Consider the following 26,543-nt stretch of genomic DNA (forward strand, 5'->3'; position numbering starts at 1 on the left):
AAGAGTGAAGAGTTAAAGAGAGTTCGCACGTATTTGAGTGCGTCAGCCCATTTTAACTCTTCACTCTTAATTCTTAACTCTCAACTCCCTATTCCCACTCAATGGTGGCCGGTGGTTTGGAAGAAATATCGTAGACGACGCGGTTGACACCTTTGACGCGGTTGATGATTTCGTTTGAAATGTCGGCCAGGAACTCGTAAGGCAAGTGCGCCCAGTCGGCCGTCATGCCATCGACGCTCGTGACGGCGCGGAGGGCAACCACGCGTTCGTAGGTTCGCTCGTCCCCCATTACGCCGACGGACTGGATTGGCAGGAGAATGGCACCGGCCTGCCAGACCTGGTCGTAAAGACCGTATTTTTTCAATCCATTGATGTAGAGCGCATCCACTTCCTGCAAAATATGCACTTTTTCCGGGGTGATATCGCCCAGAATCCGAATGGCCAAACCGGGGCCGGGGAACGGATGGCGTTTCAGAATGGCATCGGGTAATCCCAGCGCCTTTCCAACCGTCCGGACCTCGTCTTTAAACAGCGTGTTCAGCGGTTCCACAATTTTCAGCTTCATGAAAGCGGGTAAACCACCGACGTTGTGGTGCGATTTGATGGTAGCCGACGGCCCTTTCACCGAAACCGACTCAATCACATCGGGATAAATCGTTCCCTGACCCAGCCAGTCCACGTCTTCGATCAGATGCGATTCCTGATCGAACACCTCGATGAACGTCCGGCCAATGGCTTTGCGCTTGGCTTCGGGATCGGTCAGACCGGCGAGGGCCGAATAAAACTGGTCTTTGGAATCGACGCCTTTGATATTTAATCCCAGATGCTGGTAGGATTCAAGCACCTGCTCAAATTCGTCTTTCCGCAACAAACCGTTATCGACAAAAATACAGAACAGATTCTGGCCAATGGCGCGGTGGACGAGCGTGGCCGCCACCGACGAATCGACGCCCCCCGAAAGAGCCATCACCACCTTGTCGTTGCCGATTTTTGCTTTGAGATCGGCGATGGTCGATTCCACGAACGACTCGGCGGTCCAGTCCTGCGAGCAGCCGCAGATATCGACTACGAAATTTTTCAAGACGGTTTTTCCCTGCGTGGAGTGTGTCACTTCCGGGTGGAACTGAATGCCGTAGGTCGGTTCATTGTGAATCTGGAAGGCGGCCACGCGAACGGTTTCGGTCGAGGCAATGATCTCGAAACTAGCCGGCACGGAGGTGATGGTATCGGCGTGCGACATCCATACCTGGGTGTTCACTTCCAGCCCTTTCAGCAACGGATTTTCGGTATTCAGCGTGCTCAGTTTGGCCCGGCCGTATTCCCGGATGGTCGACGGTTTGACCTCTCCCCCGCTCGTATGGGCCATGAGCTGAGCGCCATAACATACACCCAGAATGGGCAATTTGTGCCGAAAAGCGGCCAGATGAACCATGGGCGCGTCGGCGTCCCGAACAGAACACGGGCTACCGGACAGGATAACACCCTTAACATCAGGGCTGATCGTGGGGAGGTGATTGTAGGGATGGATTTCGCAGTAAACGTTGAGTTCGCGCACCCGGCGGGCGATAAGTTGGGTGTATTGCGAACCGAAATCGAGAATCAGTATTTGTTCGGTTGTCATGATACGTTTCTAAAAACCAAAATTAGGGTGTTTTTAGGAAACTGACAACTTTAACGTTTGAATCCCGCATTTTGTACATCAGTCGAGGGCCGCAACCGCCCGAAAACCGTTGCGGCCCCTTCCTGCTTTACCGGTTTAGCAAGACCTTTTTCACGGCTTTCCGGTTCCCCACCTGTGCGGAAACCACCACCGCCTGAACCACCGCTTCCGGCACATCGACGACTTCTTCGCGGTAATTTCCATCCCCGGTTACCGCCTGTTGCCAGACCAGACGGCCCGACAGATCGGTCATCCGCAAGGTCGCCACCTGTTTTTCCGGAACGAACAGCCGGATGTGCAGCCGCCCCGCCGATGGATTCGGATACACCATAACGGCCAGCGATTCGTCAACGGTTTCGGCACTCAAACGCGCGGAGTTCGTACAGGTCATATTTTTGGGGCCACCCGGCAGGAAATAATTTGTCCCCACCACCCGCACTTTGATCGATTGGTTTTGCCCATTCAAAAGGCTATTGGGGGGTAAAAAATTAAAACCGTGTTCGCCGTTGCCCTTCTTGGCATTCTTCAGATCCTGCCGGAAATGTGCAGCCGTAACCGTACCGACGACGACATTATTGGCCAGAAACTCCACCGTGATCGGTGCATTGGGGTAATCCTTGTGAAAAACCCAACCCCAGATGTTGTCGCATCGGACTCCATCCAGATTCCCGCCGTAATTGGTTCCCGGCGGGTTGGTGGTCGTAACCGTCTGGGCTGGGGGTGGCGTTACCACAACAGGATCGGTCGGGGGCGGATTTTCAACCGGCGGATTGGGCGGAGGAGTACCCGTATTGGCGCAGGTCAGGTTTTTGGGGCCACCCGGCAGGAAATAATTCGTCCCCACCACCCGAGCCTTGATGGCCTGATTCTGTCCGGTTTTGAGGCTGGCAGGAGGGAGAAAATTAAAACCGTGCTCTCCGTTGCCCTTGTTGGCGTTCTTCAGATCCTGCCGGAAATGAGCAGCCGTAACCGTACCGACGACGGTCGTATNGCCTTGATGGCCTGATTCTGTCCGGTTTTGAGGCTGGCAGGAGGGAGAAAATTAAAACCGTGCTCTCCGTTGCCCTTGTTGGCGTTCTTCAGATCCTGCCGGAAATGAGCAGCCGTAACCGTACCGACGACGGTCGTATTGACCAGGAACTCCACCGTAATCGGCGCATTGGGGTAGTCTTTGTTGTAGACCCACCCCCAGATGTTGTCGCAACTGGCGCCGTCCAGGCTCCCGCCATAGTTGGTTCCCGGCGGATTGGTCGCCGTCGCCGACTGGGCTGGGGGTGGCGTTACCACCACCGGATCGGTCGGGGGCGGATTTTCAACCGGCGGGGTAATGCCCGAAGCAGCCTCGATCGTTACTTTGTGGAAGGTGAAAGCCCGCATTCCCCGGCTGTTTTTTAGGAAAGGTCCCCCAAACGGCGTTTTAAAATGATTCGGAAGGTAGGTGATACCCGTGGCCGAAATCGGTTTGGTAAGCTTCAGTGTAATCCGGTTTCCTTCCGCCGTTCCACTTTCAATCACGCGTTCCTGCTGAACGTTGGCGTAATCGAAATAGATAAAATCCCGAATGTCCTGCGTAACGCCGTTCACCACGGTGTCCTGCTTCCACACCATGTTTTGCCCGGCTTCAAACTCCAGGACAACCTCTTTCTTCTCGGCGGTTTTGTAATACGCTTTCCGAATGGACGGCGACGCAATGCCGTTGAGATCGGACGAATTATACACATCGCGGGCAATCAGGCGAAAGACTTCACTGGCAAACTGGTACTGGCCTTCCGGACCGTAGTGAACACCGCCGTAGGCCGGTAATCCCACCGTGGCAATGGCTTCCGTGCGCGGAAAGAGCTGGGGCGTTCTCCGCTGGAAATCCCGCAATTGGGAAGCGCCTTTGTTGGCATCGGGCAGCAGGTTATTCTGAACCACGTAGAATTTCCCGACGTTCGGATAATCCGTTTGCCAGTAGCCGAACAAGGTCTGAATGTCCTGCTCATAGCCAATGGCCGAACCGCCCCCGGCTTCGTTTTCGCCCTGCCGCCAGATGAACGCCTTCACCTTGTTGGCAACGCCCGCCTTTCGGGCCCAGTAGAGCAGCCGACCGTACAGCGTCTGCGGATCAGCCGGGTTAGCCGCGTTGCGGGCAATGTGGCTTTTGATCGAGGTGCCGCCCACCGATCCGTTGATCAGGCAGGTTGGCATCCCGTGTTTTTCCAGAATAAGCCGCTGGATTTCGGTGGCAATCAGCCCCACCTGGCCTTCCTGAATATTGGATAACCGCCAGACGGTGTCGGGTACCGCACCCGCGCTATTTCCGAAAGCCCGGACGAAATTGTTGCGGTAACTGTAGTTGTTGGGATAAAAACCAGTGAGATTCGACTGGCCCATGCACAGAATCACATCACCACAAACGATGTTGTCGCGGGTGTCGACCAATACGGAATCGCCCCCCGCAACCGCATACACCACAAATTTATACTGATGCAAACCTGCTTCAATCGTCGGCGTAAACTGGAACCGGGATTCTCCCCCGTTTTTGGAAACCGCCGTCCGCAGGTATTTCCATTTGGTGTTGTTTTTGTAAACCCAGACCGATGCGTGGGAGTAGCTGACAGATTGCAGGCGTCCGGCAATGGGGACCTCCGCTTTGTTCTGATCGTCACGCGGATACAGTTGCAAGGCTGCGGGCCACTTCTGCCAGACGATACCGATTTGAGCAATTGAAAAAAAAGGAGAAAAAATGAGTAATAAACAAGAACAAACAATAGAGTATTTTTTCATAGACACACGTTTACAAGTTACGTGCGTAAGATTTCAATTATCTCTATGTCAGTCAATTCATTACACTTAAAATCTTACTTAATTTATTATTCGGTAACATCATATAGAAGCCTTCGAATCTGGTAATTCCCTACGGATAGAGTAAGTATTTTTTACGCATTTCCTTGTACTGACTCAAACCCGGTTCCCAGGTTTTCCGGATGGCCTGTTCCGACAACCCCATTTTCAGTTGCAGGGGCAACTGGTCGTTTCCGTACAGCTTGTGGATGTAATTCGTTGCCAGGAAAAACTTGTCTTTGTCGACGGCTTTTTTGTAGAAGTCGATCAGGTAGTTGAGCGTTAGCCCCTGCCGGGTCGCATCGATCCCCGACAGATCCATGCCGTAACAAAGCTGGCCTTCCTGGGGCGGATTCATGGCCCCCGGTTTGTCGACGGGGGTAAACTGGTAGGCCCCGAACTTCGGGTTTTTAGGGCCCCCAATGACCTGAAACTGTTTGTCGGTTCCGCGCCCCACGCTGACGACCGTTCCTTCAAACAGGCAGAGCGTCGGATACAGCAGAATGGCTTGCTGATTCGGCAAGTTCGGCGAAGGAGCCACCGGCAACGTATACGGAAGCTGGTGCGTGTAGTTTTTTACGGGAACCACCGTCAGCGGACACAGCAGATCGGCCGAGGCAGTATCCGGCCGTTTCAGCCACTTTTCCCCGTTGATCATCCGGGCCAATTCGCCCACTGTCAGACCGTGGAGGATGGGAACCGGGTGCATACCCACAAACGACCGAAACCGGGGATCGAGAATGGGGCCGTCGACATAGCTGCCATTCGGATTCGGGCGGTCCAGCACAATGAACGATTTTTTGTTTTCTGCACAGGCTTCCATCGCGTAGTGCATCGTGCTGATGTAGGTGTAAAACCGCGTTCCCACATCCTGAATATCGAAAAGGAGCACGTCCAGCGAATCGAGTTGGGCGGGCGTCGGTTTGCGGTTGGCTCCGTATAATGAGATGATGGGAACACCACTGCGCGGATCGCGGCCATTGGCGACATGTTCGCCGTCGGTCGCCTGTCCGCGAAAACCGTGTTCGGGCGCAAAAATGGTTTTAATGGTAACGCCTTTTGCCAAGAGGCTATCGACGAGGTGCGTTTTGCCAATGACGGAAGTATGGTTGACGATCAGCCCTACCCGTTTGCCAAGCAACGACGGCAGGTAAAGGTTCATTTGTTCGGCACCGGTGCGGATGGGTTCCACCGTTGCAACGGTGGTCGGCTTCTTGCCGGATTGGGCCGTGCAGCCCCCCGGCGTTCCCAAAAAACCGGCCAAACAGGCGATGAAGAGTAATTTTACGGATGAAGTCATGAATCGTCGGATCATTTGTATTGCAAATCTCTTACCAATAGGTGTATATCCTATTAGCAACTAATAACCAAGGCGTTGGACATAATTTCAGAAAACAATACTGTAATATTTCTGAAATAATATTCCCCGAAAGGGGCATTTCACAAAGGTAATGGCATATTTTCAATGCCACGCGAAGTTTTTACGGGAGCGGAAAAAAAACAAAAAAATCGGCCTTTCTTCCTGGGTTGACTACCTCCCTTACACACCGGTTCAAAAATGTGCTTCCGAAACGCAGTGGAATTCGGATGAATTTTCAATCTTTGAATCCCTCTTTCTTTGACCATGAAAACCATCAAATAACTCCTCCGCCGGTTGCCCGAAGGGTATATCGTTGTTCCGATTGCGCTGACCGCCCTGGTCTCGTTTGTTCTCCTCATCAGGCTGCTGCACCGGTAGTTCCTGCCCCGGACTACTCTGCCGCCCGTTCAGGCTCACATGGCACTCCGCCCGACAGCGACACGCCTGAATGGGGGTATACAGATACAATAAACCACCTATAACTTTTCATATTACGACATTTGTTTTGATATAACTGTTTGTTATAATTGCTAAAAATATCCACTGTGACGTGCTATGGAGTCTACGCTGGTTACCCACCTGTCCGGCTGGGGCAACTACACCCGTATTCATTACGCTGACGGAAAAGAAAAGGTCGTTTGCCTGACGTTGAAAAGAGCGCTGGACAAAACGCCCTTTTCCCATTTTATTCGCATCCATCGAAAGACGGCGGTCAATCCTTTCTACGTGACCCGTATCCGATGGCCCGCCAATGTCCAGGCCGGAAGTGCAAGATGTTTTATCAAAGGGAGTGCGTTGCCGGGGGGCCAGTATTTGACGGTTTCACGCCGACGGATCGCCGTGGTCCGCCGTCAGTTCGACCAGTACCAACACATTACCGATGGCCATTCGTAGAACCCTGCCCCGACTGTTTCGCCGGGATACTACGTCCCCAAAACCGCAACAGGGCCGCTCCCGCAACAACCGGGACATCTATGGATTATTGCGCTGGACTAAATGTTCCCGGATGCACCGGTCCAAGTATTCAGCCAGAGAAAAAGCACCATTACGCCACCAGCTAATTGATAATAACCTAAAACTTTGAGTCTTTCCATTGTTTTTTTTGAAGTGGATAGCTGATCATTGCTGGTTTATTTTCCCTTTTTTGCTTTTTGGGTATACCTACGACTGTCCTAAAGAGGCCGTTGAATTGTACAAGACCCCGCAAGCCAATTATGAAATCTTTACTAGATTAAAACTTCCAACCGAAACCAGATATGGGATTTTGCTGTCTCTACGTATAGTCAATACAATGCCTAGCAAGTAGGCAAAAGCCAGCTCAATAATATTGATTATCTATAGATTACTTAGAATTGGGTTCCCGGAAAGATGTTACTGGGAATGCAAAGAAAATAAAACGCCCCATTATTAAGATTGCCCGCGATCACTACGATGGCTCTTTCTATAAAGGAACCAAAGCTCAGCAATGAATGCTGCAAGAAGAATGAATTGAGAAACTTCCATATGCGAACTGGGTTTATGAAGAATTACAACGAAGATATCAGAAATGCAACAACAAGCAATTATGAAGGGGCAATTGATATTAACTCCGTATTATTTACTTGCGTTTGTGATACAGAAAGGCCATTGCAAGCACTCTTGTTACACATTGAGGCTATTGGTTTAGCCCCTCTTTTACCTTTTCTCTCACCCGCGTAGAGTCCCCCTCCTGGCGTTGGGGCGCGTTGCGCGTGTTTTGAGTCTTGGGCTCGAAGCTGAGTTCCACCAACATAGGAAAGTGATCGGAGCCAATGTCGGGCAAACGCTTTATCTGCACTAAACCAAAATCATCTGAGTAAAAAATGTGATCCAGCGGATACCGAAATAAAGGAACATTTGTGCTGTAGGTATTGTAGAGTCCCCGACCCCGGCGCGGGTCAACTAACCCACTGTACCGCTGAAACAGGCGTGAGGTACGCGACCAGCCCACGTCATTCAGGCCGCCGGTCACCAGAGCCGGGCGTCCCTGCTTGCGAATATGCTTCCCAACCAGCAGCAGTTCAGCGTCCCTTTCGTAGGAGCGGGTGCCCGGTTTAGGCGGGGGCGGATGCAAACAGTACAGGTCGAAGGTATTGCCGGAGGGTAAACGAATGGTCGTCCAGATCGAGGGAATATCTGGTTCGACCAGGGAACGTACCTGCGCTCCTTCAAGCGGTAGCTTTGAAAACAGCATCATACCGTAGGTATTGGCCAGGGGAAGCCCTTCCTGGTGGGGATAATGCTTTTTTAACGGCTGGAGTTGCTGCTCCCACCAGCCATCCGGCTCGTTGATCAACAACAGATCGGGCTTCATTTTATTCACCAACGCCAGAAACGGCTCCGCTTCACGATTTTCCATGCGAATATTACAAACCAGTATTTGAAATCGGCCAGCGGACTGAACCTGATTGGCTGTTCGGGCCTGAGTGGGTCTAAGGGGGGTATAGTCGCTGATGTAGTCGGCCTGGTAGACAAAGGCAATCAGCAATAAAACAGCCAATAACCACCGGTAGCGTGGCCGGTAGACGAGCGTCAGACCAATCGCTAGCAGACAGAGAATGCTTACCTGAAGCCGCGTAAAATCGAAAATACGAATCCACCAGTATGGGGAGGGTATCAGGTTGCCAACAAACAAAAGCCGGTCAGCAAAACCGCAATGGTTCGCATGGATGGGATTAAACGGTTTTTCATGATTATATTTTCACGGAATCGTCTTCCAGTACATCCTGCACGTAAAGCATTTTGACCAGGACCATTCCGATCACCAGCAAGGGAGCGGCCATGGCTAAACCCATCGTGCCTGCGAACGCCCCAACCACGATCTGGATCACCAACAGCAGGGCGGGCGGTATGTCGTTGAGTCGCTTTTGAATGACGGGCGTAATGACATTGCTTTCAACGGCCTGTATGCCGCTGTAGAGCAAAAATACGTATAGTGCCTGCTGGGGACCATCGAGCAAGGCGAACAGCAAGGCCGGAATCAGAGCCAAAATAGGTCCCAGGTTCGGAATAAAGGTGATCAGTCCCGCAAATAGCGCGAGAATACCTGCCAACCGAACACCAAGCAGCCAAAGACCCAGTCCACTCAAAATGCCCACAATGAGCATCGAGAGGAAAGTGCCTTTGAGCCAGCCCAGCAGCGACTCACTCAATTTGTCCAGGACATGCCGGGCGCGCTGCCGCCCGGACTTGGGTACCAGCATAACTATACCGTCGACGTACAAACCGGGTTGGGAGGCCAAAAACAGGGACAGAAAAAACAGCACGTAAATATCCGCAAACGTATTAAGGGTAGTTGATACGGCACCGAATGCCTGACGGGCTAGTTTTCTACTGGTCCCGTTTTCTTCAAAGAGTTTTTCCGGCGACTGGGGTACCTGATCGAGCAATCGACTTCCCAAACTAGTTTTCTCAAGTTGTTTTCGGGCATTATCAAGTACCTTGGGCATTTCCTGCTGGAGTTGCTCAGCCTGTTTGGCTACCAGTGGAGATAGCAGCAGGCCCAGACCAACTAGCCCGCCGACCAACACCACACCAACTATAGCCAATGAGACGCCTTCGGGCCAGCGTGTCCGGTTGCTGACCCATCGCGCACCGGCTCGCAGGGGCAGGGCAACCAGGGTGGCTGCCAGTATCAGCAGCAGTACATCGAAAGCGGCTCCCAGCAGGCTAAGCAACAACAGAGCGAAGATCGTCAACCCCAGTACAATCCCGACGCGTCGGACAAATACGGAGTTGGAAACAGGTAGGGTTTCTTTAGGAGTCATCTTTGAAACAGTGAGTTAATTAGTATAACTCGCCCTTAGCTTTTTTGTCTCAGGGTCACTGAAGCATACTGAGCCAATGGCTTACTACGATGTAAGTGGATGATGGCTCCACAGGTTGTATTTTAATTTTTAATAAAGTTAAAAAGCTACAAAAGTCTCAATTTAGATAAGAGACCAATAGTTTCCAGGTGGCTCGGACAGCCCTCCTTTCACAAGACACGTATGTCATATATAAAACGTGTGATTAATGGCTTGTGAATGGGAGGTATATTTAACTATTTTTAGTACATTGATATCTCTTCAAAGATGTATTGTATGAAAGACTTTAAGGTTGTTATCCTTGATGGGGATTCTGATCAAGAAATAACTCTGTGCTGGTTAGATGTCACTAAAGCAGAATTTCTAATTCTAGAAGAGAAGGCTAAGAGTGAATCCCTACAGACTATGGTATTTCCTTATGGATTGACTTGGGGTAGTGAAAATTTTGCTATTTCAACAAACTTCTTTCTCACCATCTCAGCACAAAATGAAATACCCTCTGATCTAATTAACAGTATTCTAGATTTCGTTAAGCGCAATCTAGAAGGTGCGTCTCAGGAGTTAAATACTCCTATGAATGCACCGCTATATGGCCGATTTAATACCATCCAAGAAGCCGTCGATTTTATTAACACCACTGATTCCGCCGGTCTGGGACAATACTCCATCCTTTGATCACAGCACTGAAATAAATTAGTATAAAAAGGTCTCTGAGATTCGTCCATAAATCGAACGATTGTTAAATTTTCAAGTACCGATTTGTTTCCGACATCAGTACCAGATTCATGTTTCTGTCGTAACCGGACAGTCCACTATTAATCTAAGCGAACTTCTCTTTCAGAATTGCTGATCGTTTCTCGTTGGTCTGCTTCAACTTTTTCGTTTTCATTTCGAAGTAAATTTTTCAGTTTCTTATTACCACAGTTGAAAAATTTTCCTGATTATAGTTAGGGGGAATTGCTATTAACTTGTCTTTGTGATATTGATGGCCGGTGTAATTCAGTTTTGTTTGAAATGTCTCCCAGACTGGGACAAAAAAACCTTACGCTATGATAACGACGATTCGTTTACTAAAAGGAATATTCTGGTTTCTTCTGATTTCTTCCATTGCCATAATAAGTTGTGACGGAAAGAAACATCCATCAATGGCTGATAAAATGTCAACGAAAAAAACGCTTAAAATATCGAGTCATGATACGATCCAGGCGGTTGATTTGTTCGATTTTCACCTTCAGAGTTTATCTCTAGATCGGGAGATGGAGGCCCAGAGCTCCCTCTGCCAGGTAGATGTCCCTTTACTTACTAACCGATTCCGCTCCTCCCACCAGGCCTACTGATTATCCGCCTGGGAAGCCAGCCAAAATTGAACGGGTTGGAGGGGGGCTTCCAGCACTGTTTCCCCATAATTGAAACAGTTGCCCGATGGCGCTCGCATATGCAGTCCATAACTAGCCGTTTTTAGAAAGCCCGGCTGATCCAGCAAACCAAAGTCGGTTTTAAATCCGGTTTGTAACGCACTGATTAATAAAGCCGTGAAACTGGTAGCGTAGCTCCAGGCCGAATAGCCATAGGGATAGGCCCCATCCGGCTCATAGAGGGACAACAATTGTCTGGTGGAGCGAATCGAACGGTTTAAGATCGAGCGAGCTAAATCCGGTTGAGTCTCGTAGATGGCTAACGTCCCGAAAACCAAGCCCGTGTTGATGACTTGTTTTTGATAATCCGTGGGAACACTCCAACTGCTGTCACGAGGAGCTAAGGCCGCTTCGATCCCCTTTTGGAGAATGGTTTTTTGCGCAAAATCACGTTCGCGGGTCGATAAATTAACATACAGCCAATCGTAAGCCAGGGAGGCCGCTGTGGTGATTTCAGCCAGGTGTTCTACCTGCTCCGGATTGCTAAATACAATGAGTACCATCCAGAGTTCCTGTTTCGCCCGGTCAAAATAGTCCGGCCGGCCCGTCAATCGCCAGCCATAGGCAAGTGCAAAAAGCCGCCGTAGGGCTTCCCGGACGTCGCTATGTTGCATACGCCCCACCCGCATGGAACTCAGGGCGGTGCGCTTTATCAGTAAAAGGCTATCACATTGTGATAAAAGAAGGTTATGAACAAGCCGTAGGCTGGAATCGGATTGAATGACCTGTAGAAGGGCTTGTTCCTCGCCTTGACAAAGCAGGATTCTTGGATGCTCAGAAATTGTCACAGCTGCACTGATGGAATCCATTGGTGCAGACGCTGAGGTTTGGTGAGTACCAATCCAAAGCAGTAAGAAAATTACCAGAATTCTCATGATTTCTTCCCGGCATGTTAAGTTCATAGATCATTAATAAGATTTTTCTAGGCTCGATTTACTCGCATTTATCCATTGATTATGTTGCCGGTTTAAAATACCGAGGTTTATAAATCTGTTAAAATCTCTTAAATGTTCGATTTGATGGGAGTACTTCTTTATTGCTCAATAACTTTGACACTTGGTGGTGCACTGCACCTTCATTTTATAATAATTAGTTTTATTTGAACAGTTCCCAGAAATTGCCGGGGATTTGTCTTATGATTCCATATCTGAGATTTATTAAAGTAACTATATTTTTAGTAGTAAGAATAATTTGCTTAGGATTATCGCGTTATGGATATAAAAAGAATAACATGAGGGTAATTTTGTTCGCTTTTCTTTTTTCTATAACTACTTCTGTAGCTGTAAGTGCTCAGAATAAGCAGATCTATACAAATCAGCAGGCTAGGAACCAAATAGACTCCCTTTATGCCAGATTGCAAAATGGTGCTGATTTTGAAGAACTTGCCCGTCGGTATTCTCAAGATGTCGGATCCAGCCAAAGAGGTGGAGACGTAGGGTGGGCCAAACCTGGTACATTCGTTGAACCCTATGAGCTGGCAGCCAGAAGTCTCCAGATTAATCAGTTCACCAAACCTTTTCAATCTGAATTTGGGTATCATATTGTGCAATTAACTGATAGAAAAGGTGAGCTAATTAAGACTCGCCATATTATAATTCGAGTATCTAGGTGAAGCCAATAAATTTTAGGTGTTAATTGAGGCCACTTTACAGTTAAATTTTAGATTTTTACGTATTCTGTGATTTCTTGACTAGGCCTATTTAGTTATTCATCAAAATAAAATTCCATTTCAGTCAATCGAAGTTGTGATTGATAGCTTTATTAATCATAATTTATGGAATAAGCCCAGTAAGTTCATCTATGCAAAAACAAGAGCCATTCCTATACCAAGCAGGATTCGGCTAAACATCCATGTAGATTTATGAACGCTAAAATGAGCAGTTTAAGTTTTGTAGATAACCTCAACATTCCTTCTTACATCACACTTGATCTCATTAACAAATACCTTGCTAATGAATGCACAAAGGAAGAAAAAGAAGTAATCGACCAGTGGTATAATTCCTATGATACAAATCCTGAAGGTGCACCTGAGGCAGATAAAAATAATAAAGCTCTCAGATTGAAACTGTTTTCGAATATAACGAAAAGGTTGGGTAAAAACTTCTCTGAGAATAGTACAGAGTACGAGTGAAAAGTAGTCAATATGGATCAATCATCACCTGAACTAACGTAAAGTGGAAAGTTGTGTACGGAATTGGGAATCTATAAAACTTGGAATTTGAAAATGGCACTTATGTTTGCTTTTGCATCCCTTGAAAGAATTAATTGCAAAGTGCAGGATTGTAAAAGCTGGATTGTAATTTTGCCATTAATCCCAGATTTATCGAAGTTAGCAATGTATAGGCTTATGTATTCCATTTTCTTTATTGGGGTGACCATCATAGGCCACATTCTCACGGATTATTTGTTTAAAAAAATCGGATTACTGGTTATCCTTTCACCCGGCCCTATAATGATTGGTTATGGATTAATGAAAGTTGCTAGGTTTAATAAATACTGATATTTAGTTAATACCAATTGCCCTTTTTGTAATCGTTTGGTTTTGTTTTTCTGATAGTTTCGTGGTAATTTTTCACATACCCTGTTCTCACGTGGATGCATCTCGATTCATTATTCTCGCTGTTTTGATTGCTGAACTTTGGTTCCTTTATAGAAAAAGCCGTCGTAGTGATCGCGGGCAATCTTAATAATGGAAGGATTTTCTGATTCAAAATAGTTTATCTCATAGTCTCGCCCTTCCTCCCGGGTGAATCCGTTTTTTTTCTGATTCCTTTGGGTATGGTCTTGCTTTTCGTGTCCTTAGCCTTGGCAATTATCTTAAATCCCGAATGCAACGAACCGAGACACCGTTAGCAACATCTGCATCGAAACGAAACGCTTTTTTTTAATTTTGTTTATTGCTGCTGGGAGGACCACCATAGTGAAAGTTCCATCCCCAGGCCTTACCTTCCGCGCCTGCAGATGAGGATGTCCACCAGAAACCGAGAGAACCCAAGACTTCATAACTACTTTTTCTGCGGATACCTGCTGGAAGGGCGTTAAAGCCGCTGCTATTCGTGCCGTTACCGTCTTCATTCCAGCCTTTGACGCTTTTTAGAGTTTCACCGGCCTGGTCCGTACCGCCAAATTGCCTTACCAGCAGAGACCATTCGCTATCTGTTGGTAAATGCCAACCGCTGGGACAGGCTTTGTTCGCTGCCTCCCATGTATAAAGCAAGCCCAGCTCTCTTCGATTATTCTCATTGTCATCATAAGCATAGCTACCTTCAACTTTGTAGTTCAGGTTTTGTGCCATCCAGGTAACGGTTTTGCCAGTCAAAGCTTCTTTAAAGCTGATCGTTTTATACGTTTGGCCATCACGCAAGTCAGTGAAGGTACCGGTAAATTGGGCAATTCCCACTTGAGTAAAAATCAAGGTAGCAAGTACGGTTAAGATGAGTTGTTTCATCATTGTTATTTCAGATTTAGTGTTGTTATCATAAGGCTTATCTAAAAATATCAAGTCGTAGGAGGTCTTTCCAAAAAAGGAGGTTATGTAAATGAGGGAGCTATTTGGGAAATCTTTTTTTGAATGAGTTCTACCCGTTCTTCGATCTGTATATCCCCTTCAATACGAAGAATAGGACAATGTAATTGACCCATCCAAACTTCATGCCTCGCTCGGCTACGGCCCGGTAAATCACCTTCGTCATAATGAGCTGCCCAATCTAAGAAAAACTTGGACTGTTCAGCCGCTACACCGACTAGTGGCCCTCTTTCCAATTCTCGTAAGTATAATCTTTCTAGACGAATTGCCTTAGGCACCCATAGATAAACGGCTAGATCGAAGGCTGATCGCCAATACTCACCCCAATTGTAGACAGTTCCGCCCAAGATCCAGCTTTCTTGCTTGGTTAAATCGCTCACTAACCAGGTGTGTCGCTCATGAGGGGGTCGCTTACTTGTAAATGGAGGATAAGTTGGGACCCAATGATAAGAGTCCGTATCAAAGTAAGGACTCGTTAAATTCATGCTAAGTTTGTGTCCCAATGTGGTTACTCCAGAGCCTGAAGCCCCAAACAAGTGAAGTCTCATTCTTTTTCCTGTATAATCAAATGTTAGGTTACCCAAATTACCAAATAAGTTAGTGGGTTTTGTGATTGGGAGGTTAATTAGAAATGAATAGTACTGCTTAAGATTTAACATTCTGATTAGGTTCCGTTCCTTAGATTTGTCCGGCCCGTAAGACCCAATTCTGATTCAGACCCCCTTAGCGGTCGGTGAGATGGACGAAGGCAGGGCCACTATTTTTCTGTAGGCTATCATTACTGTATTCCAGAAGGTTAGTAAAACGAGAATGGTCAGCGGGACTGAATGGTATCAAATTTTTCCATATAATTTTGAGAATGAATACACGTATAGATTAACTACAGCCCGGTAGATTCTACCGGGTTTCGTTTTATGGAAGGTTTTTCTTGCCTCTGGTTTATGAGCACGGATCCAACAATTTGTATTCTTTCCAAAGTATTTTTATAATTATTGTGGGTGTTGCTAAAGTAGATGCTGTTTCATATCACATTTCTGAACCTGTCATTTACCCACAGATGAAATTGACTCAACCAAACGACAAGTGACTCTCCAGGGTTGATTTCACTGAGTGAGTTGGTATTGATTTGAAAAGCAGGACTTTATCCAATAGTATTTATAAACCGTGTGATTGAAAAGTGGACGATACTGTAAACAGCAAGCTTACCAGCCATGAACACTTTTACAAAGACGCTCATGATGACCATCTGCCTCTCAGGCCTTTTTCAATTCGTGAAAGGGCAGGCACCTGCCGATTTGGTTACCGATAAGGACGGCAATCGCTACAAGATGAAAATAATGGCTGATCATAACCAATGGCTAATCCAGAATCTAAATAGCAATGTTGGCGAGTCGTATTGCCATTCCGAAAAGCCAGCGCGTTGCACCGACTATGGCCGTTTATATACCTTTCAAGCGGCTGTGAAAGCCTGTGCCATGTTGGGTGAAGGCTGGCGGTTGCCGACCAATGCTGAGTGGGCCACCATGGCGACCCACTATGGTGGAGTCCGAGATCAGTCAGTCGATGGTGGCAAAACGGCATACAAAACGTTACTCATGAATGGTAAGTCCGGCTTTAATGCACAGTTAGGTGGTAACCGTGAATCGGATGGTAAAGCCTACGCACGTTTTCAAGCGCATGGTTTATACTGGACAGCGACGGATAACGGACACAGCCAGGCCTGGTTTTATAACTTTGGGGCCGGATCCGAAATTTTGAATCGCCATGAGGATGGAAACAAACAGTTGGCTCTATCCGTGCGCTGTATTCGGGCTGTACCAAAATAGCGATCGTGATGGAAACGATACCCCGATGCACTTTTGCGGTCAATCGACTTGCCGCATAAATGGGAGATTTGTTTTAGGTAAGCAAAGTGTATGTGAGGTATATCCCCCAAAACTTGTCTATTGCATGAGGTACATCTTGCCTCGAAATAGAGATGGTAGACAAACAGAGCCCTGCTGATTAGCGGGGCTCTGTTTTTGGATAGGTGTCTCTGGAGTTTTCATTTTCTGCCTCCACTAGAAATATCTTTCTAATGAGCAGGTACGGAGAATTGCGCTTTTGACTTGTCTTTATGGAATTGATAGTCTCTCAAATTGGAGATTTAATGGGCTAAATTTTGGCAGCTGTGAGAGTGTTCAGTAAAGTGTGTCAAGTTGGAATTTGCTAAATTGACACACTTTACTGAACACTCTCTCGGATTGCCCAAAATGCATTTGACGAAGACAAAGGCTGATTTCCCATCTTCTATTATACAAAGATTCCAAAGCACCTTTACTCCACCTGTTTTACCTCCTTTACCGCATCCTCCCAGATCGACACCATCGCTTCCCCCTGAATCTCCTGGTCCACCTCGACAGCATACCGCTCCGTTGGGTAGTCAGAATAGAACGTAGCTGAACCAGTTCTGTATATTCCGAAATCGATTGGCTTCCCCACTCCCGGCGAACGAGCAAAATTCCTCAATAAGCTGATTAGGTAGTCCCGCTCGTATCCATTACATTTATTATTTTATAGAAAACCGTCTCCAGGTTCGCCGTTTTTCGGTTAATAGGTAAACCAATTTGCCGAAACAGGCCCTGATCCTTAAAATCTTTTCGCTTGAACGTTCCGTTTTTTATTGCCCGGCGCATTCGCCATACGCCCACAACGAGTTTTTCCGCAACCGTTACCAAAGTTGGTATTGCCAGCATTGCCATCGGACTGGCCAGCATCATCGTGGCCTTTGCGGTTTTATTTGGCTACAAGTACGGGATTCAGCAGAAGATTTTTGTGTTCGGTTCGCACATAACCGTCTCGAAATTTTCCCTGAATAATTCGTACGAAGAAACACCCCTGCCACTCAAGACGCCCCTCTACCAGCAGGCAAAAAACATCGACGGCATCCTTCATATCCAGGGTGTAGCCACGAAAGCCGGCATGTTGAAAACCGCCGACGAACTTTCGGGGGCGATTTTGAAAGGCGTTGGCCGGGAATACGACTGGAGTTTGTTTCAAAGCTCACTGGTGGCCGGCCACTTGCCCCGGTTTTTCAACGACAGCGCGCAGTGTAATCCGAATTATTCCTGCCAGATCCTGATCAGCAAGCGGATTTCGGACCGGCTTCAACTCGGCGTCGGTAAGGATGTTATCATGTATTTTATCGGAAATACCCTGCGCCCCCGCAAACTGCAGGTGACAGGCATTTACGATACGGGGCTGGAGGAAGGTGATAATGTGATGATCGTCGGCGACTTGCGACTAATCCAGCAGCTCAACAACTGGGGGGCGGATTCGGTGGGCGGGTACGAAATTTTCGTCAAGGATTTCAAACACATCGATGAAACCTACCGGCGGGTTCGCGATGCGGCCTCGCCCGACATGCGCCCGATGCGCGTCACAGATACCTACAAACCGTTGTTCGACTGGATGATGCTGCTCGATCAGAATACCAGCATTTTTCTGGTGTTGATTCTCTTCGTAGCCGGGTTCAACATGGTCGCCATTCTGCTGGTGCTGATGATGGAACGCACGCCCATGATCGGCCTGTTGAAAGCCTTCGGCAGTCAGAACGCCCTGATTCGGCGGGTCTTTTTTTACGTGGGCCTGAATATGGTCATCAAAGGCCTGGTCATTGGCAACCTGCTGGGCATTGGCATCTGCGCCCTTCAGTATTATTTCAAACTGATCCCGCTCGACCCCAAAAACTACTACATGGACACGGTGCCGATTGCCTGGAATTTTTCGGTGATCGCCCTGGTGAACCTCGCCACCATTACCCTTATTGCGCTTGTGATGTGGCTTCCCACGCTGGTAGCCACGCGAATTCAACCGATCAAGGCGTTGGTATTCAAAAAATAGAATCTAAGGGTTACATCCCTCCGTTACAAGATGATACATCCCTACGGGATTTTCATTCGATACTCCCGTAGGGATGATCATCTTGTAGCCCCTCATTTCTCGATCACCATCTTTTTGGTTTGCAGCGTCGCCCCCTGGCGCAACTGAACAAAGAAAATACCCTGCGCACCGATCAGTGACACCTTTTGCCGCTGGGGACCAACCCCCTCGACGGACTTGCGGTACCAGCCCCGGCCGGAGGCATCGACCACCGACAGTTCACCCGGCTTTCCGGCTTCCAGCGTATATCGAATCTCAAAGTTACCGTCAGACGGATTCGGCCAGACCGTCAGCAAATCGCCCGATTCAGCCCCCGAATCCTCCACCACACTCAGGCGGCTTCCCTCCGGACAATTCAGGGATTTCGGCGACCATTTCAACACAAAACTGCTGTTTTGTACTTTGGCACTAATCTGAAAGGACGCTCCCGTTTTGACGCTGGCAGGCGTAGGGAAGCTGTAGGCATGGGCCCCGTTTCCTTTGCCGGAGTCTTTCAGATCCTGCCGGAAAATATCGGCTTTAACCGTACCGATCGAGTTAGCATTGGCAAAAAACTCCACCATCAGGGGCGTGTTCGGCTGGTTCCGGTCCCAGACCCACCCCCGCATACTGCCACATTCTACTTTGTCGAGATAACCCTCGAAATTACCCGTTACCGTCGCAGAAACCGGAGCCGACGCATGCACGACCAGCAGGAATGAAGTCCGGGTTGTCAATTGGCCGTCAGTAGCCGCATAGGTCAGGCTAAAGCTACCACTCACCTGCGGGGTGCCGGTCAACTGACGGCTCTCCCCGGCAAAGTTCAGCCCGCCCGGCAAACCCGTCAGGCTATACGTCAACGGGTCGGCATCGGTGAAGGGTGGCAGGGTGGCGGAAAAAGCAGTATTCAGGGTGGCCGACAAAGGAACCGTCGCGGGAGCCTGCGGGGGCTGATTACCGGTTTCAGTCGGCGGAATCCCTGTGCCAGATCCCGGACATGTAAGATTTTTGGGTGAGCCTTTCAGGGCGTAGTCCGAGTCTTTTACTTTCGCCCGAATGGCATACAGTTGGCCATCTTTCAGGTATTCAGGCGTTGTAAAACTGTAGGCGTGTGCCCCATTGCCTTTCCCGGCATCCTTCAAATCCTGCCGAAAAATGTCCGCGTTGACCGTACCGATGGAAATGTTATTGGCAAAAAATTCAATCGTCAGGGCGGTATTGGGCTTGTTGCGGTCCCAGACCCACCCCCGAATGCTGCCGCATTCCACCTTGTCGAGATAGCCTTCAAAATTTCCCGTCACCGTTGTCGATGGCGGTACGGAAACCGCCGGGCTTACCGTTAAAGAAATCACCAAAAAACTGCTGGCCAACTGGTTGTCTGTCGCGGTGTAGGTCAGACTAAAGGCACCGCTAACCGTCGGTATGCCGGTAATAACCCGGGTACCGGGCGTAAATTCCAGGCCGTTGGGCAAGCCGTTCAGTGCATACGTCAGCGGGTCAGTGTCCGTAAAGGGAGCTAAGGTGATGGTATAAGCCGCATTGACCGTGGCCGACAGCGGAGATATTGCCGGGGGTTGCGGTTGCTGGTTAACCGGTTCCGGCACACTACCGGTCGTGCTGACCACGAGTGAAATCAAAACCGGCGTGTTGGCTATGCCATCCGACGCCGAATAGGTCAGGTTGAACGTTCCGGGTGCTGTGGGCACACCGGTAATATCCCGTGAAATCGGATCGAAGGACAAGCCCCCGGGCAAACCGCTCAGGCTGTAGTAGACCGCACCATAGTCGGCGTCAAAAAACATCGGCAAGGTCCACGAGAAACCCGTGTTGACCGTCGCCGACAAGGGGGCGATGGTGGGCGCTAGTGGAGCATTGTTGGTCAGCGGACAGGTAACGGTTTTAGGCCCCTGCTTGAGTGTGAACGAGCTGCCCTTGATCCGGGCCGACAGCACGTGCGGTTTGTTATCATACAGAATTTTAGGCGGTTCAAACGCATAGGCGTGTAATCCGTTTCCTTTCCCGGCGGTTTTCAGTTCCGACCGGTAAATATCGGCCACCGCAAAGGCAATCACAGTCTGCCCTTCCAGAATTTCCACCACCACCGGCGCATTGGGTTGCTTGCCATCCCAGGCCCAGCCCGAAATAACCGTGCAACTGGCCGTGCTCAGATAGCCGTCGTAAGCGGTTACGGGGTTAACTTTGACGGTCAGGGCTTCGGAAAAGACGCTTTCACAACCGGAGCTTTGTCGGCACCGGGCCTGGTAGGTGGTCGTTGTAGCAGGACTTACCGTTAGCTGGCTCCCGCTTTGCCCGGTGTTCCACAACACCGTCTGGGCGCACCCGGCGGCTGTCAATACTGTACTCTGTCCGGCATTGATCGCGGTCGCGCTGGCGGTTAGCGTCGGCACGGCAGGCGGACTGGGGCAGGCGCCGATCAACAGTGGGTCACTGTATTTAAAAAGTCCGTTGGTATTAAAAATTTTCAGACGGTAATATGCCACGGCGGACGCATCCGAATGGGTAAACGAATAGGCTTTTTCAACGGCACTATTGCCTGATGCCGCCACCTCTCCCACCTTGCCATACGTCAGCCCATCGGCACTGAATTCGACTTCAAACCGGCTGGCCTCTTTTTCGGAACTGGTGGTCCATTGAAGCGCTTTTTCAGCTCCGGAAACCTGTCCCGTAAAATTGAGCAGGGTGACGTTCACCGCAGAAGGATCCTGATCCGGAAAATCCGCAAAATACTGATCCAGAACCGTGAGCCGTTTGTCAACCCAGTTCAGAATGGCCGTTTGTTCCGACAGGCGCAACGAAGCGGGCCACCGCAATTCTTCGCGTTTGTAGGCCCCTTCATTGGTCAGCAGGGTGGTATTATCGGTCAGGTTCTTTTTATAATTGGCATTGGTCAGGTCACCCTGCCGCAAGGCCAGCCACCGCTTCTTCATGCGACTTTTAAAACCGTTCGGATTTAGCGTTAACAGACGGTAATAAAAGCCATTGAATCGCACGTTTTCGCCAACCGGGTCCACCGACCCGTAATAGTTCCCCAGGGTTATATCGAAATCCCAGGGCAGAAAGATGTAGGGTTCGTTTTCTTTGTAGCGGGCAATGAACTGGTTGTTTCCAAAATTATCGTCCGACGCCCCCACCGCATTTAAAAACAGGAAATTATCGATCAGATTGTCCAGTTTAAATTTCCCGGCCACCTGGTTTTTAAAATCTTCGTCGGTCGACTTGTTGATAAAGGTTGCAATGCCAAACAAATTATTCCAGAAAGGGGTTTTGGGATAATCCATCTCGTAGCCCGACCAGGTTGCCGAATTGTTGTCGTAAGGCGGTAAGGGGTTATTATTGAAAACACTGGTAAACCCGGTCGCATCGGTTTTTGCCCCCGTTTTATAAAGCTCCCCCCGGATTTCGCCATTGTCGCGCGTCTTTTTCAGCTTGAGCTGCTTGCGGTCGAGATCTTCCGTGATGACATAAACGCCATTGTAAGAATTGTTGATAAACACGTCACAATACCGCGTTCTGATGCCGGGAAGCGCACCGGCCTCCTGACCGGCATAATAGAGTTGATGCATTTTTAGCCAAATCGCCCACGAGGCCACGTTGTTGACGCGCAGGGGCTCGTTGTAGAGGGCCAGAAAAAGCCATTTGCTATCTTCCCGCATGCCAAACAGCGACGTTTCGAATTCTTCGTTTCCAGCAGGATCTTTCCAGAGTTCCATATTATAGGACTTTTTGGGATTCAGCCGCGAGGTGTTGCCTCTGACCCGAACGCCCATGCTGGACGAAAAGGGCGATCCACCTGGGTTGGCAATCGAAACCGTGCCTTTAGTGCGGTTATCGTCTTCACTGATGGCCACCCCATTGGTGTTGAACGCAATGATGGGGAAGTTCGTAAAGAAAAGTTTATAGTTTCCGTCACTGCTGCCGAGGGTGTATTCTTTCCCGATCTGAAAGGCTTCTCCTGCTGCGGAATACGTATAATTTTTGTCGAAAACCAACGTCAGGGATTGTGGAGAAGACGGGATAACCGGTATCCGGTTACAAACAATTAATTTCAGACCCGTGTCAACCTTGTAATCTTCCGACGCAATCGTTACCGGTTGGGCATTTCCGTATAAAATACCCAAAAAGAACAGACAAATCAAGTAACCAGGCAATAGCCTGCGAAGCGTAAATGTGGGTTTCATGAAACAATATTTTTTGAAGTTTGTACTACAAAATCCATCATATCTCATTTTTTCTTCAAGCGTAATTTGCTTGCACACCCATTTAACACAGGAAAACCGGCAGTACTTTTACCGCTTCCCTGATACTACTTACCTATACTCAATGCTTATACCAGTTCTCGCCGATCGGATACTGCATTTACAAACATAAAATAATTATAGGTATTTATTTGTATATACACTTCATTTTTTTACCCATAACTGCCTGATAAAAGTAATTATTTAACGATTTTATAATATTATTTCAATAGACACAAGGAATGATTAGTCCAATTTATCAAACGGCCGCATAAATATTTTACGTATTTGACGATCAGTATATACGTTATACCGAATAGTACAATTTGACTATGCCATTTATCAGACATTAATCAGCCCTAAAACAACAATTTCATCGCCTGTGAAAACTTTTTATAGCAATTACCAGTTGCATGTTTCAAAACCGGCATTGTTTTTATACTAGTTATAATTACTCACTCATGCGTGCTTTTAAAATTAGAGTCGACAACCGTATCGAACGAAATGTTCAGAAAATAAAAAAGGTCGTTAGGTAAAAGTGGTGGCTTTTACCTAACGACCAGTTGAATTGCGGGATGAAAATTACGAACCCACGCTTCCCGTATCAATACCGTTCGACTTCGAAGCGAGATACCCCCCCTTCGTAGTGAATGTTTATTTTTTTAGCCGTACCGGCATAACCCGGTGTCTGGTAGACGCCCCCGCCGATTTCGACAAAACCTTCGAGCTTTTTAACGGTCAAAGCCCCCTGTGTTTCGACCTGACAACCGGCGGTTTTCGGGATCTTCAGGGTAACCGATGTCACACCCGACTCGATCCGGACGTCGGATTGGGGAGCGCGATCGCCCAGCTTTATCTCAATGTCGGCGGCACCGGCTCCCAGTTTAACCGACCGTACGGCGTAGGCACTCAGGTCAAAGTCGGCCTGCCCGGCGCCAATACCAAAATCGAACGTCCAGGTGGGTTTCGGATTCAGCCGCAGATCCACCAGATTAACCAGTTCGCCGGATTTCAACTTGATTTCATCGTCGTCCAGTTTCAGTTCAATCTCCGCCGAGCGCGATTCGTCGCTGCGGTTGACCGACATGCTGTATTTGCTGACGCTCATTTTGGTGTCGGCTTCGACCAGGCTGTCGGACGGTGCGCCGATGTAAAACCGCCCCGCTCCGCTTTCAAACTTCAGCGAAGCCTGCTGAATGATGGAATCCATCGGTTCGGCAATGTGACTGGTTTGCACCCGGGGTCGGCGATCGTTGCGATCACCGTCGTCGTCATCCTCATCATTGCGATTGTGATCGGAATCATCGTCGTCATCATCATTGTTGTACCGGTATTCGTAGCGGTCATTATCCCAGCGGTTTCCGTGGAACATGCCCACAATCGCCAGGGGTACCGAAACCGCCAGCAGAACGGTGGTTACCAGGGCGGCTGCCGAATTCGACTTCGCAAAGATCAGATTCAACCCGGCCAGAATAATCAGCACCGGCCAGAACCGCGAGAAGAAACTCCAATCAATGTAGAACCAGCCGTAATTATGGGCCATAAACACCACGCCGAGCGTGATCAGGGCGATGCCCCAGAATAATCCTGTTCGCTTCATGATGGATCAGAGCGGTTGTTGTGGCGGGTTGTTGGACGCATACGGATCGGCGTACGGATCTGAGCCGCTGGTGTAGCGGTCGCTGGACGGTGGGCCGTCGTTGTGCGATCCGTTATTCTTGTTCCGATCCTTAACGATCAGCCAGGCGCCAATACCGATCAGGATCAGCGGCCACATATCGCCGAAGTTGATATCGAACCAGCGATCGAGCAGAAACAGAAAGCCGATTCCGACCAGAATTGACCCTCCTACGAGGTTGCCATTGCGTTCATTCGTATTCATAGTGGTGTACTGATTAGTTAAAGGTTCTGTTTTAAACGACGCATAATAGCCGGAAACCCGTTCCGGTAATACAATCCACAAGATAACATAAATTATCAGGGACGGGACGTGGGGCAGGAAAAAGCCAGCCACGAAGAGAACCCGGATCAAGGTCCGGTCGATGTTGAAATACTGGGCCAGTCCGGCGGCTACCCCGCCTAACATAGCTTCGTCGCGAAGACGTTCTAAGCGTTTAGTCATGAGCGTATTAGTTAAAATACGCTGTAAACGTATCGCGGTTTTCAGTAGCTTAAAAGCAAGAAAGGAAGAATGGACGCCGATTGGGATGAAAGTACGCCAGGACTGATAATAGGTAATACATACTACCGGGTTTAACCTAATAATTCAGTCGTCGGTCTCCAGAGCCTCCAGAATATCCATCAATTCGCCAAATTCGCGCGAACCGGGGCGGTCTTCGTCGCCCCCCGTGAGCGCAATGCCCTGAATCGGCAGGTCGGCCAGCAGGTTTTCGATCGAATCCGGTGCAAATCCGATGCCGAGCAAAACCGGGTACCGGGTCGCCAGTGGTTTAAGCGTTGCTTTCAACTCTTCATCCAGGTTCACGGCACCCTTGCTTTCGAGGAGAAAGTAATCGACCTGATCGGATTCAACGGACGAAAAGAAAGTTTCCAGTTGATCGAGCGTCAGCAGCGACAGGTCGGCTTTCAAAATGATCCGGCTATCGAAGGTCGACAGATAGGGCAGCAGGGCCGCTTCTTCAATCTGGAGGACGTCAGGCTGGTATACTTCCAGCAACCGCTCGATTTCCACGACATCGATCGAAGCCGTCTCCCCGACGATGTGTACCCCGGCCACCCACGAACGAATTTCCTTGAACGTAGCCGGGGCCACGTACTGCTCCGCGTTTTCGTCCATGGAAAATCCCAGCAAATCGACACCCATGCCGGCGCAGTACCGGGCATCACTCAAATTGGTTACATTACTGATTTTAACAACTGTTTTTAAAGCCATGGGCGGGGACGTGGTTCTCGGTTTACAGTTTATAGTTTACGGTTTATGAAAGCCGGATGGAGAACATCGAAACGACTGAGGAGCGAAAACCGGTTTTGGTTGAAGCTGCAAAGGTAAATCCGGTTTTGGCATTGCCCACCCGTTACGCGCTAAATATTGTTACCGAACCCCCACCTGCTCACACCATTCCAGCACCGGGCAGGTCGGGCAATGCGGCCTTGGGCCGGTGCAGATGTGCTTGCCAAACGGCATCAGCAGCCGGTTGATGTCGATCCATTGGTCAACGGGCACTTTTTCTTCGAGGGCTTTCAGGGTCTCCTCCGGCTGGCGAGTCCGCACAAATCCCCAGCGGTTGGTGACCCGGTGGACGTGAACATCGACGCTGATGGCGGCCTGTCCGGTGGCCACGCCCAGCGTCAGATTGGCGCATTTCGGCCCAACACCCTTGAACGAAATCAGGGTTTCAAAATCGGCGGGAATCTGTCCGTTAAAATCATCCACTGCCCGCCGGGCAATGCCCAGCATGGTGTACGCTTTCTGTTCGGGATACTGTGTTCCGTTCAGGAGCGTGGCGAGTTCAGCCGGGTTGAGTTTCAGGAGTTGGTCGGGCGTTCGGGCGACGGCAAACAGTCGCAAGGAAACCGGAATGGTGGTTTCGTCCAGCGTGCGAATGGAGATGATACACGCGATCAGTTGTTCAAACACCGAGTTATACCCCCGCTCGAACAAATCGAATAGGGCGGCTTTCGGATACGGCCGAATGGCGTCCTCAATGCGATTGAGAACCAGTGATAAATCAAAGTTGGGCTTCACGCTCTCTTTAACTCAAAAAAAGCCGGGTGGTTTATGGTTTCCACCGAGAGTTCACAGAGATTTGCAGCGG

Annotated in this window: 19 protein-coding genes; 6 read left to right on the top strand and 13 right to left on the bottom strand. The window is 49.0% G+C overall.

The genetic code is table 11. From position 1 onward, the window contains the following. Window positions 1-88: 88 nt before the first annotated feature. The 4 genes from guaA to FH871_RS06935 all read right to left on the bottom strand — a co-directional run bounded on the left by guaA (window position 89) and on the right by FH871_RS06935 (window position 5,786). Window positions 89-1,621, bottom strand: a complete 1,533-nt coding sequence (gene guaA / locus FH871_RS06920; RefSeq protein ID WP_138990662.1) for a glutamine-hydrolyzing GMP synthase — start codon at window positions 1,619-1,621, stop codon at window positions 89-91. A gap of 127 nt (window positions 1,622-1,748) precedes the next feature. Further along, window positions 1,749-2,504, bottom strand: a complete 756-nt coding sequence (locus FH871_RS06925) for a T9SS type A sorting domain-containing protein (RefSeq protein WP_138990664.1) — start codon at window positions 2,502-2,504, stop codon at window positions 1,749-1,751. 95 nt (window positions 2,505-2,599) lie between these two features. Next, window positions 2,600-4,429, bottom strand: coding sequence for a sialate O-acetylesterase (locus FH871_RS06930; RefSeq protein ID WP_138990666.1), 1,830 nt, complete (start codon window positions 4,427-4,429; stop codon window positions 2,600-2,602). 130 nt (window positions 4,430-4,559) lie between these two features. Beyond that, window positions 4,560-5,786, bottom strand: a complete 1,227-nt coding sequence (locus FH871_RS06935; RefSeq protein ID WP_138990668.1) for an exo-beta-N-acetylmuramidase NamZ domain-containing protein — start codon at window positions 5,784-5,786, stop codon at window positions 4,560-4,562. A gap of 615 nt (window positions 5,787-6,401) precedes the next feature. Here FH871_RS06935 and FH871_RS06940 point away from each other — a divergent pair. After that, entirely contained in the window at window positions 6,402-6,740 is a 339-nt protein-coding gene (locus tag FH871_RS06940; RefSeq protein ID WP_138990670.1) for a LytTR family DNA-binding domain-containing protein, read from the top strand. Window positions 6,741-7,500: 760 nt separating this feature from the next. On the opposite strand, the gene FH871_RS06945 is transcribed toward FH871_RS06940, so the two are convergent. Continuing rightward, complete coding sequence (locus tag FH871_RS06945) at window positions 7,501-8,223, bottom strand: endonuclease/exonuclease/phosphatase family protein (protein ID WP_138990672.1); 723 nt, start codon at window positions 8,221-8,223, stop codon at window positions 7,501-7,503. 334 nt (window positions 8,224-8,557) lie between these two features. Further along, complete coding sequence (locus tag FH871_RS06950) at window positions 8,558-9,631, bottom strand: AI-2E family transporter (RefSeq protein ID WP_138990673.1); 1,074 nt, start codon at window positions 9,629-9,631, stop codon at window positions 8,558-8,560. A gap of 315 nt (window positions 9,632-9,946) precedes the next feature. Between FH871_RS06950 and FH871_RS06955 the strand changes: the two genes are divergently transcribed. Further along, window positions 9,947-10,345, top strand: coding sequence for a hypothetical protein (locus tag FH871_RS06955; RefSeq protein ID WP_138990675.1), 399 nt, complete (start codon window positions 9,947-9,949; stop codon window positions 10,343-10,345). Between the two features lie 655 nt (window positions 10,346-11,000). On the opposite strand, the gene FH871_RS06960 is transcribed toward FH871_RS06955, so the two are convergent. Then, window positions 11,001-11,894, bottom strand: a complete 894-nt coding sequence (locus FH871_RS06960; RefSeq protein ID WP_138990677.1) for a hypothetical protein — start codon at window positions 11,892-11,894, stop codon at window positions 11,001-11,003. 326 nt (window positions 11,895-12,220) lie between these two features. On the opposite strand from FH871_RS06960, the gene FH871_RS06965 reads away from it, so the two are divergent. Continuing rightward, window positions 12,221-12,697, top strand: coding sequence for a peptidylprolyl isomerase (locus FH871_RS06965; RefSeq protein WP_138990678.1), 477 nt, complete (start codon window positions 12,221-12,223; stop codon window positions 12,695-12,697). A 249-nt stretch (window positions 12,698-12,946) separates the two neighbouring features. Beyond that, on the top strand, window positions 12,947-13,216 hold the full coding sequence (locus tag FH871_RS06970) for a hypothetical protein (protein ID WP_138990680.1): 270 nt from the start codon (window positions 12,947-12,949) through the stop codon (window positions 13,214-13,216). Window positions 13,217-13,969: 753 nt separating this feature from the next. Here FH871_RS06970 and FH871_RS06975 read toward each other — a convergent pair. Further along, entirely contained in the window at window positions 13,970-14,536 is a 567-nt protein-coding gene (locus FH871_RS06975) for an FISUMP domain-containing protein (protein WP_138990681.1), read from the bottom strand. A gap of 1,286 nt (window positions 14,537-15,822) precedes the next feature. On the opposite strand from FH871_RS06975, the gene FH871_RS06985 reads away from it, so the two are divergent. Together FH871_RS06985 and FH871_RS06990 are read left to right on the top strand one after the other, a co-directional pair. Next, complete coding sequence (locus tag FH871_RS06985; protein ID WP_138990683.1) at window positions 15,823-16,437, top strand: FISUMP domain-containing protein; 615 nt, start codon at window positions 15,823-15,825, stop codon at window positions 16,435-16,437. Between the two features lie 817 nt (window positions 16,438-17,254). Beyond that, window positions 17,255-18,493 carry an FtsX-like permease family protein gene (locus FH871_RS06990; RefSeq protein WP_138990685.1) on the top strand — a complete coding sequence of 413 codons (1,239 nt, stop codon included), beginning with the start codon at window positions 17,255-17,257 and terminating at the stop codon, window positions 18,491-18,493. A gap of 92 nt (window positions 18,494-18,585) precedes the next feature. Here the strand turns inward: FH871_RS06990 and FH871_RS06995 are convergent, their stop codons facing one another. From FH871_RS06995 to nth, 5 genes are all read right to left on the bottom strand, one after another. Beyond that, on the bottom strand, window positions 18,586-22,710 hold the full coding sequence (locus FH871_RS06995) for a CotH kinase family protein (protein WP_171062782.1): 4,125 nt from the start codon (window positions 22,708-22,710) through the stop codon (window positions 18,586-18,588). A 661-nt stretch (window positions 22,711-23,371) separates the two neighbouring features. Beyond that, complete coding sequence (locus tag FH871_RS07000) at window positions 23,372-24,367, bottom strand: DUF5668 domain-containing protein (protein WP_138990689.1); 996 nt, start codon at window positions 24,365-24,367, stop codon at window positions 23,372-23,374. 6 nt (window positions 24,368-24,373) lie between these two features. After that, window positions 24,374-24,889, bottom strand: a complete 516-nt coding sequence (locus FH871_RS07005) for a PspC domain-containing protein (RefSeq protein WP_138990691.1) — start codon at window positions 24,887-24,889, stop codon at window positions 24,374-24,376. Window positions 24,890-25,033: 144 nt separating this feature from the next. Next, window positions 25,034-25,660, bottom strand: coding sequence for an N-(5'-phosphoribosyl)anthranilate isomerase (locus FH871_RS07010; protein WP_138990693.1), 627 nt, complete (start codon window positions 25,658-25,660; stop codon window positions 25,034-25,036). A gap of 159 nt (window positions 25,661-25,819) precedes the next feature. Beyond that, window positions 25,820-26,473: an endonuclease III gene (gene nth, locus FH871_RS07015; RefSeq protein ID WP_138990695.1), complete on the bottom strand. Its 654-nt coding sequence runs from the start codon at window positions 26,471-26,473 to the stop codon at window positions 25,820-25,822. Between the last annotated feature and the right edge of the window lie 70 nt (window positions 26,474-26,543).

It is taken from the genome of Larkinella sp. C7, assembly GCF_006149005.1.
Taxonomy (GTDB): Bacteria; Bacteroidota; Bacteroidia; order Cytophagales; family Spirosomataceae; genus Larkinella.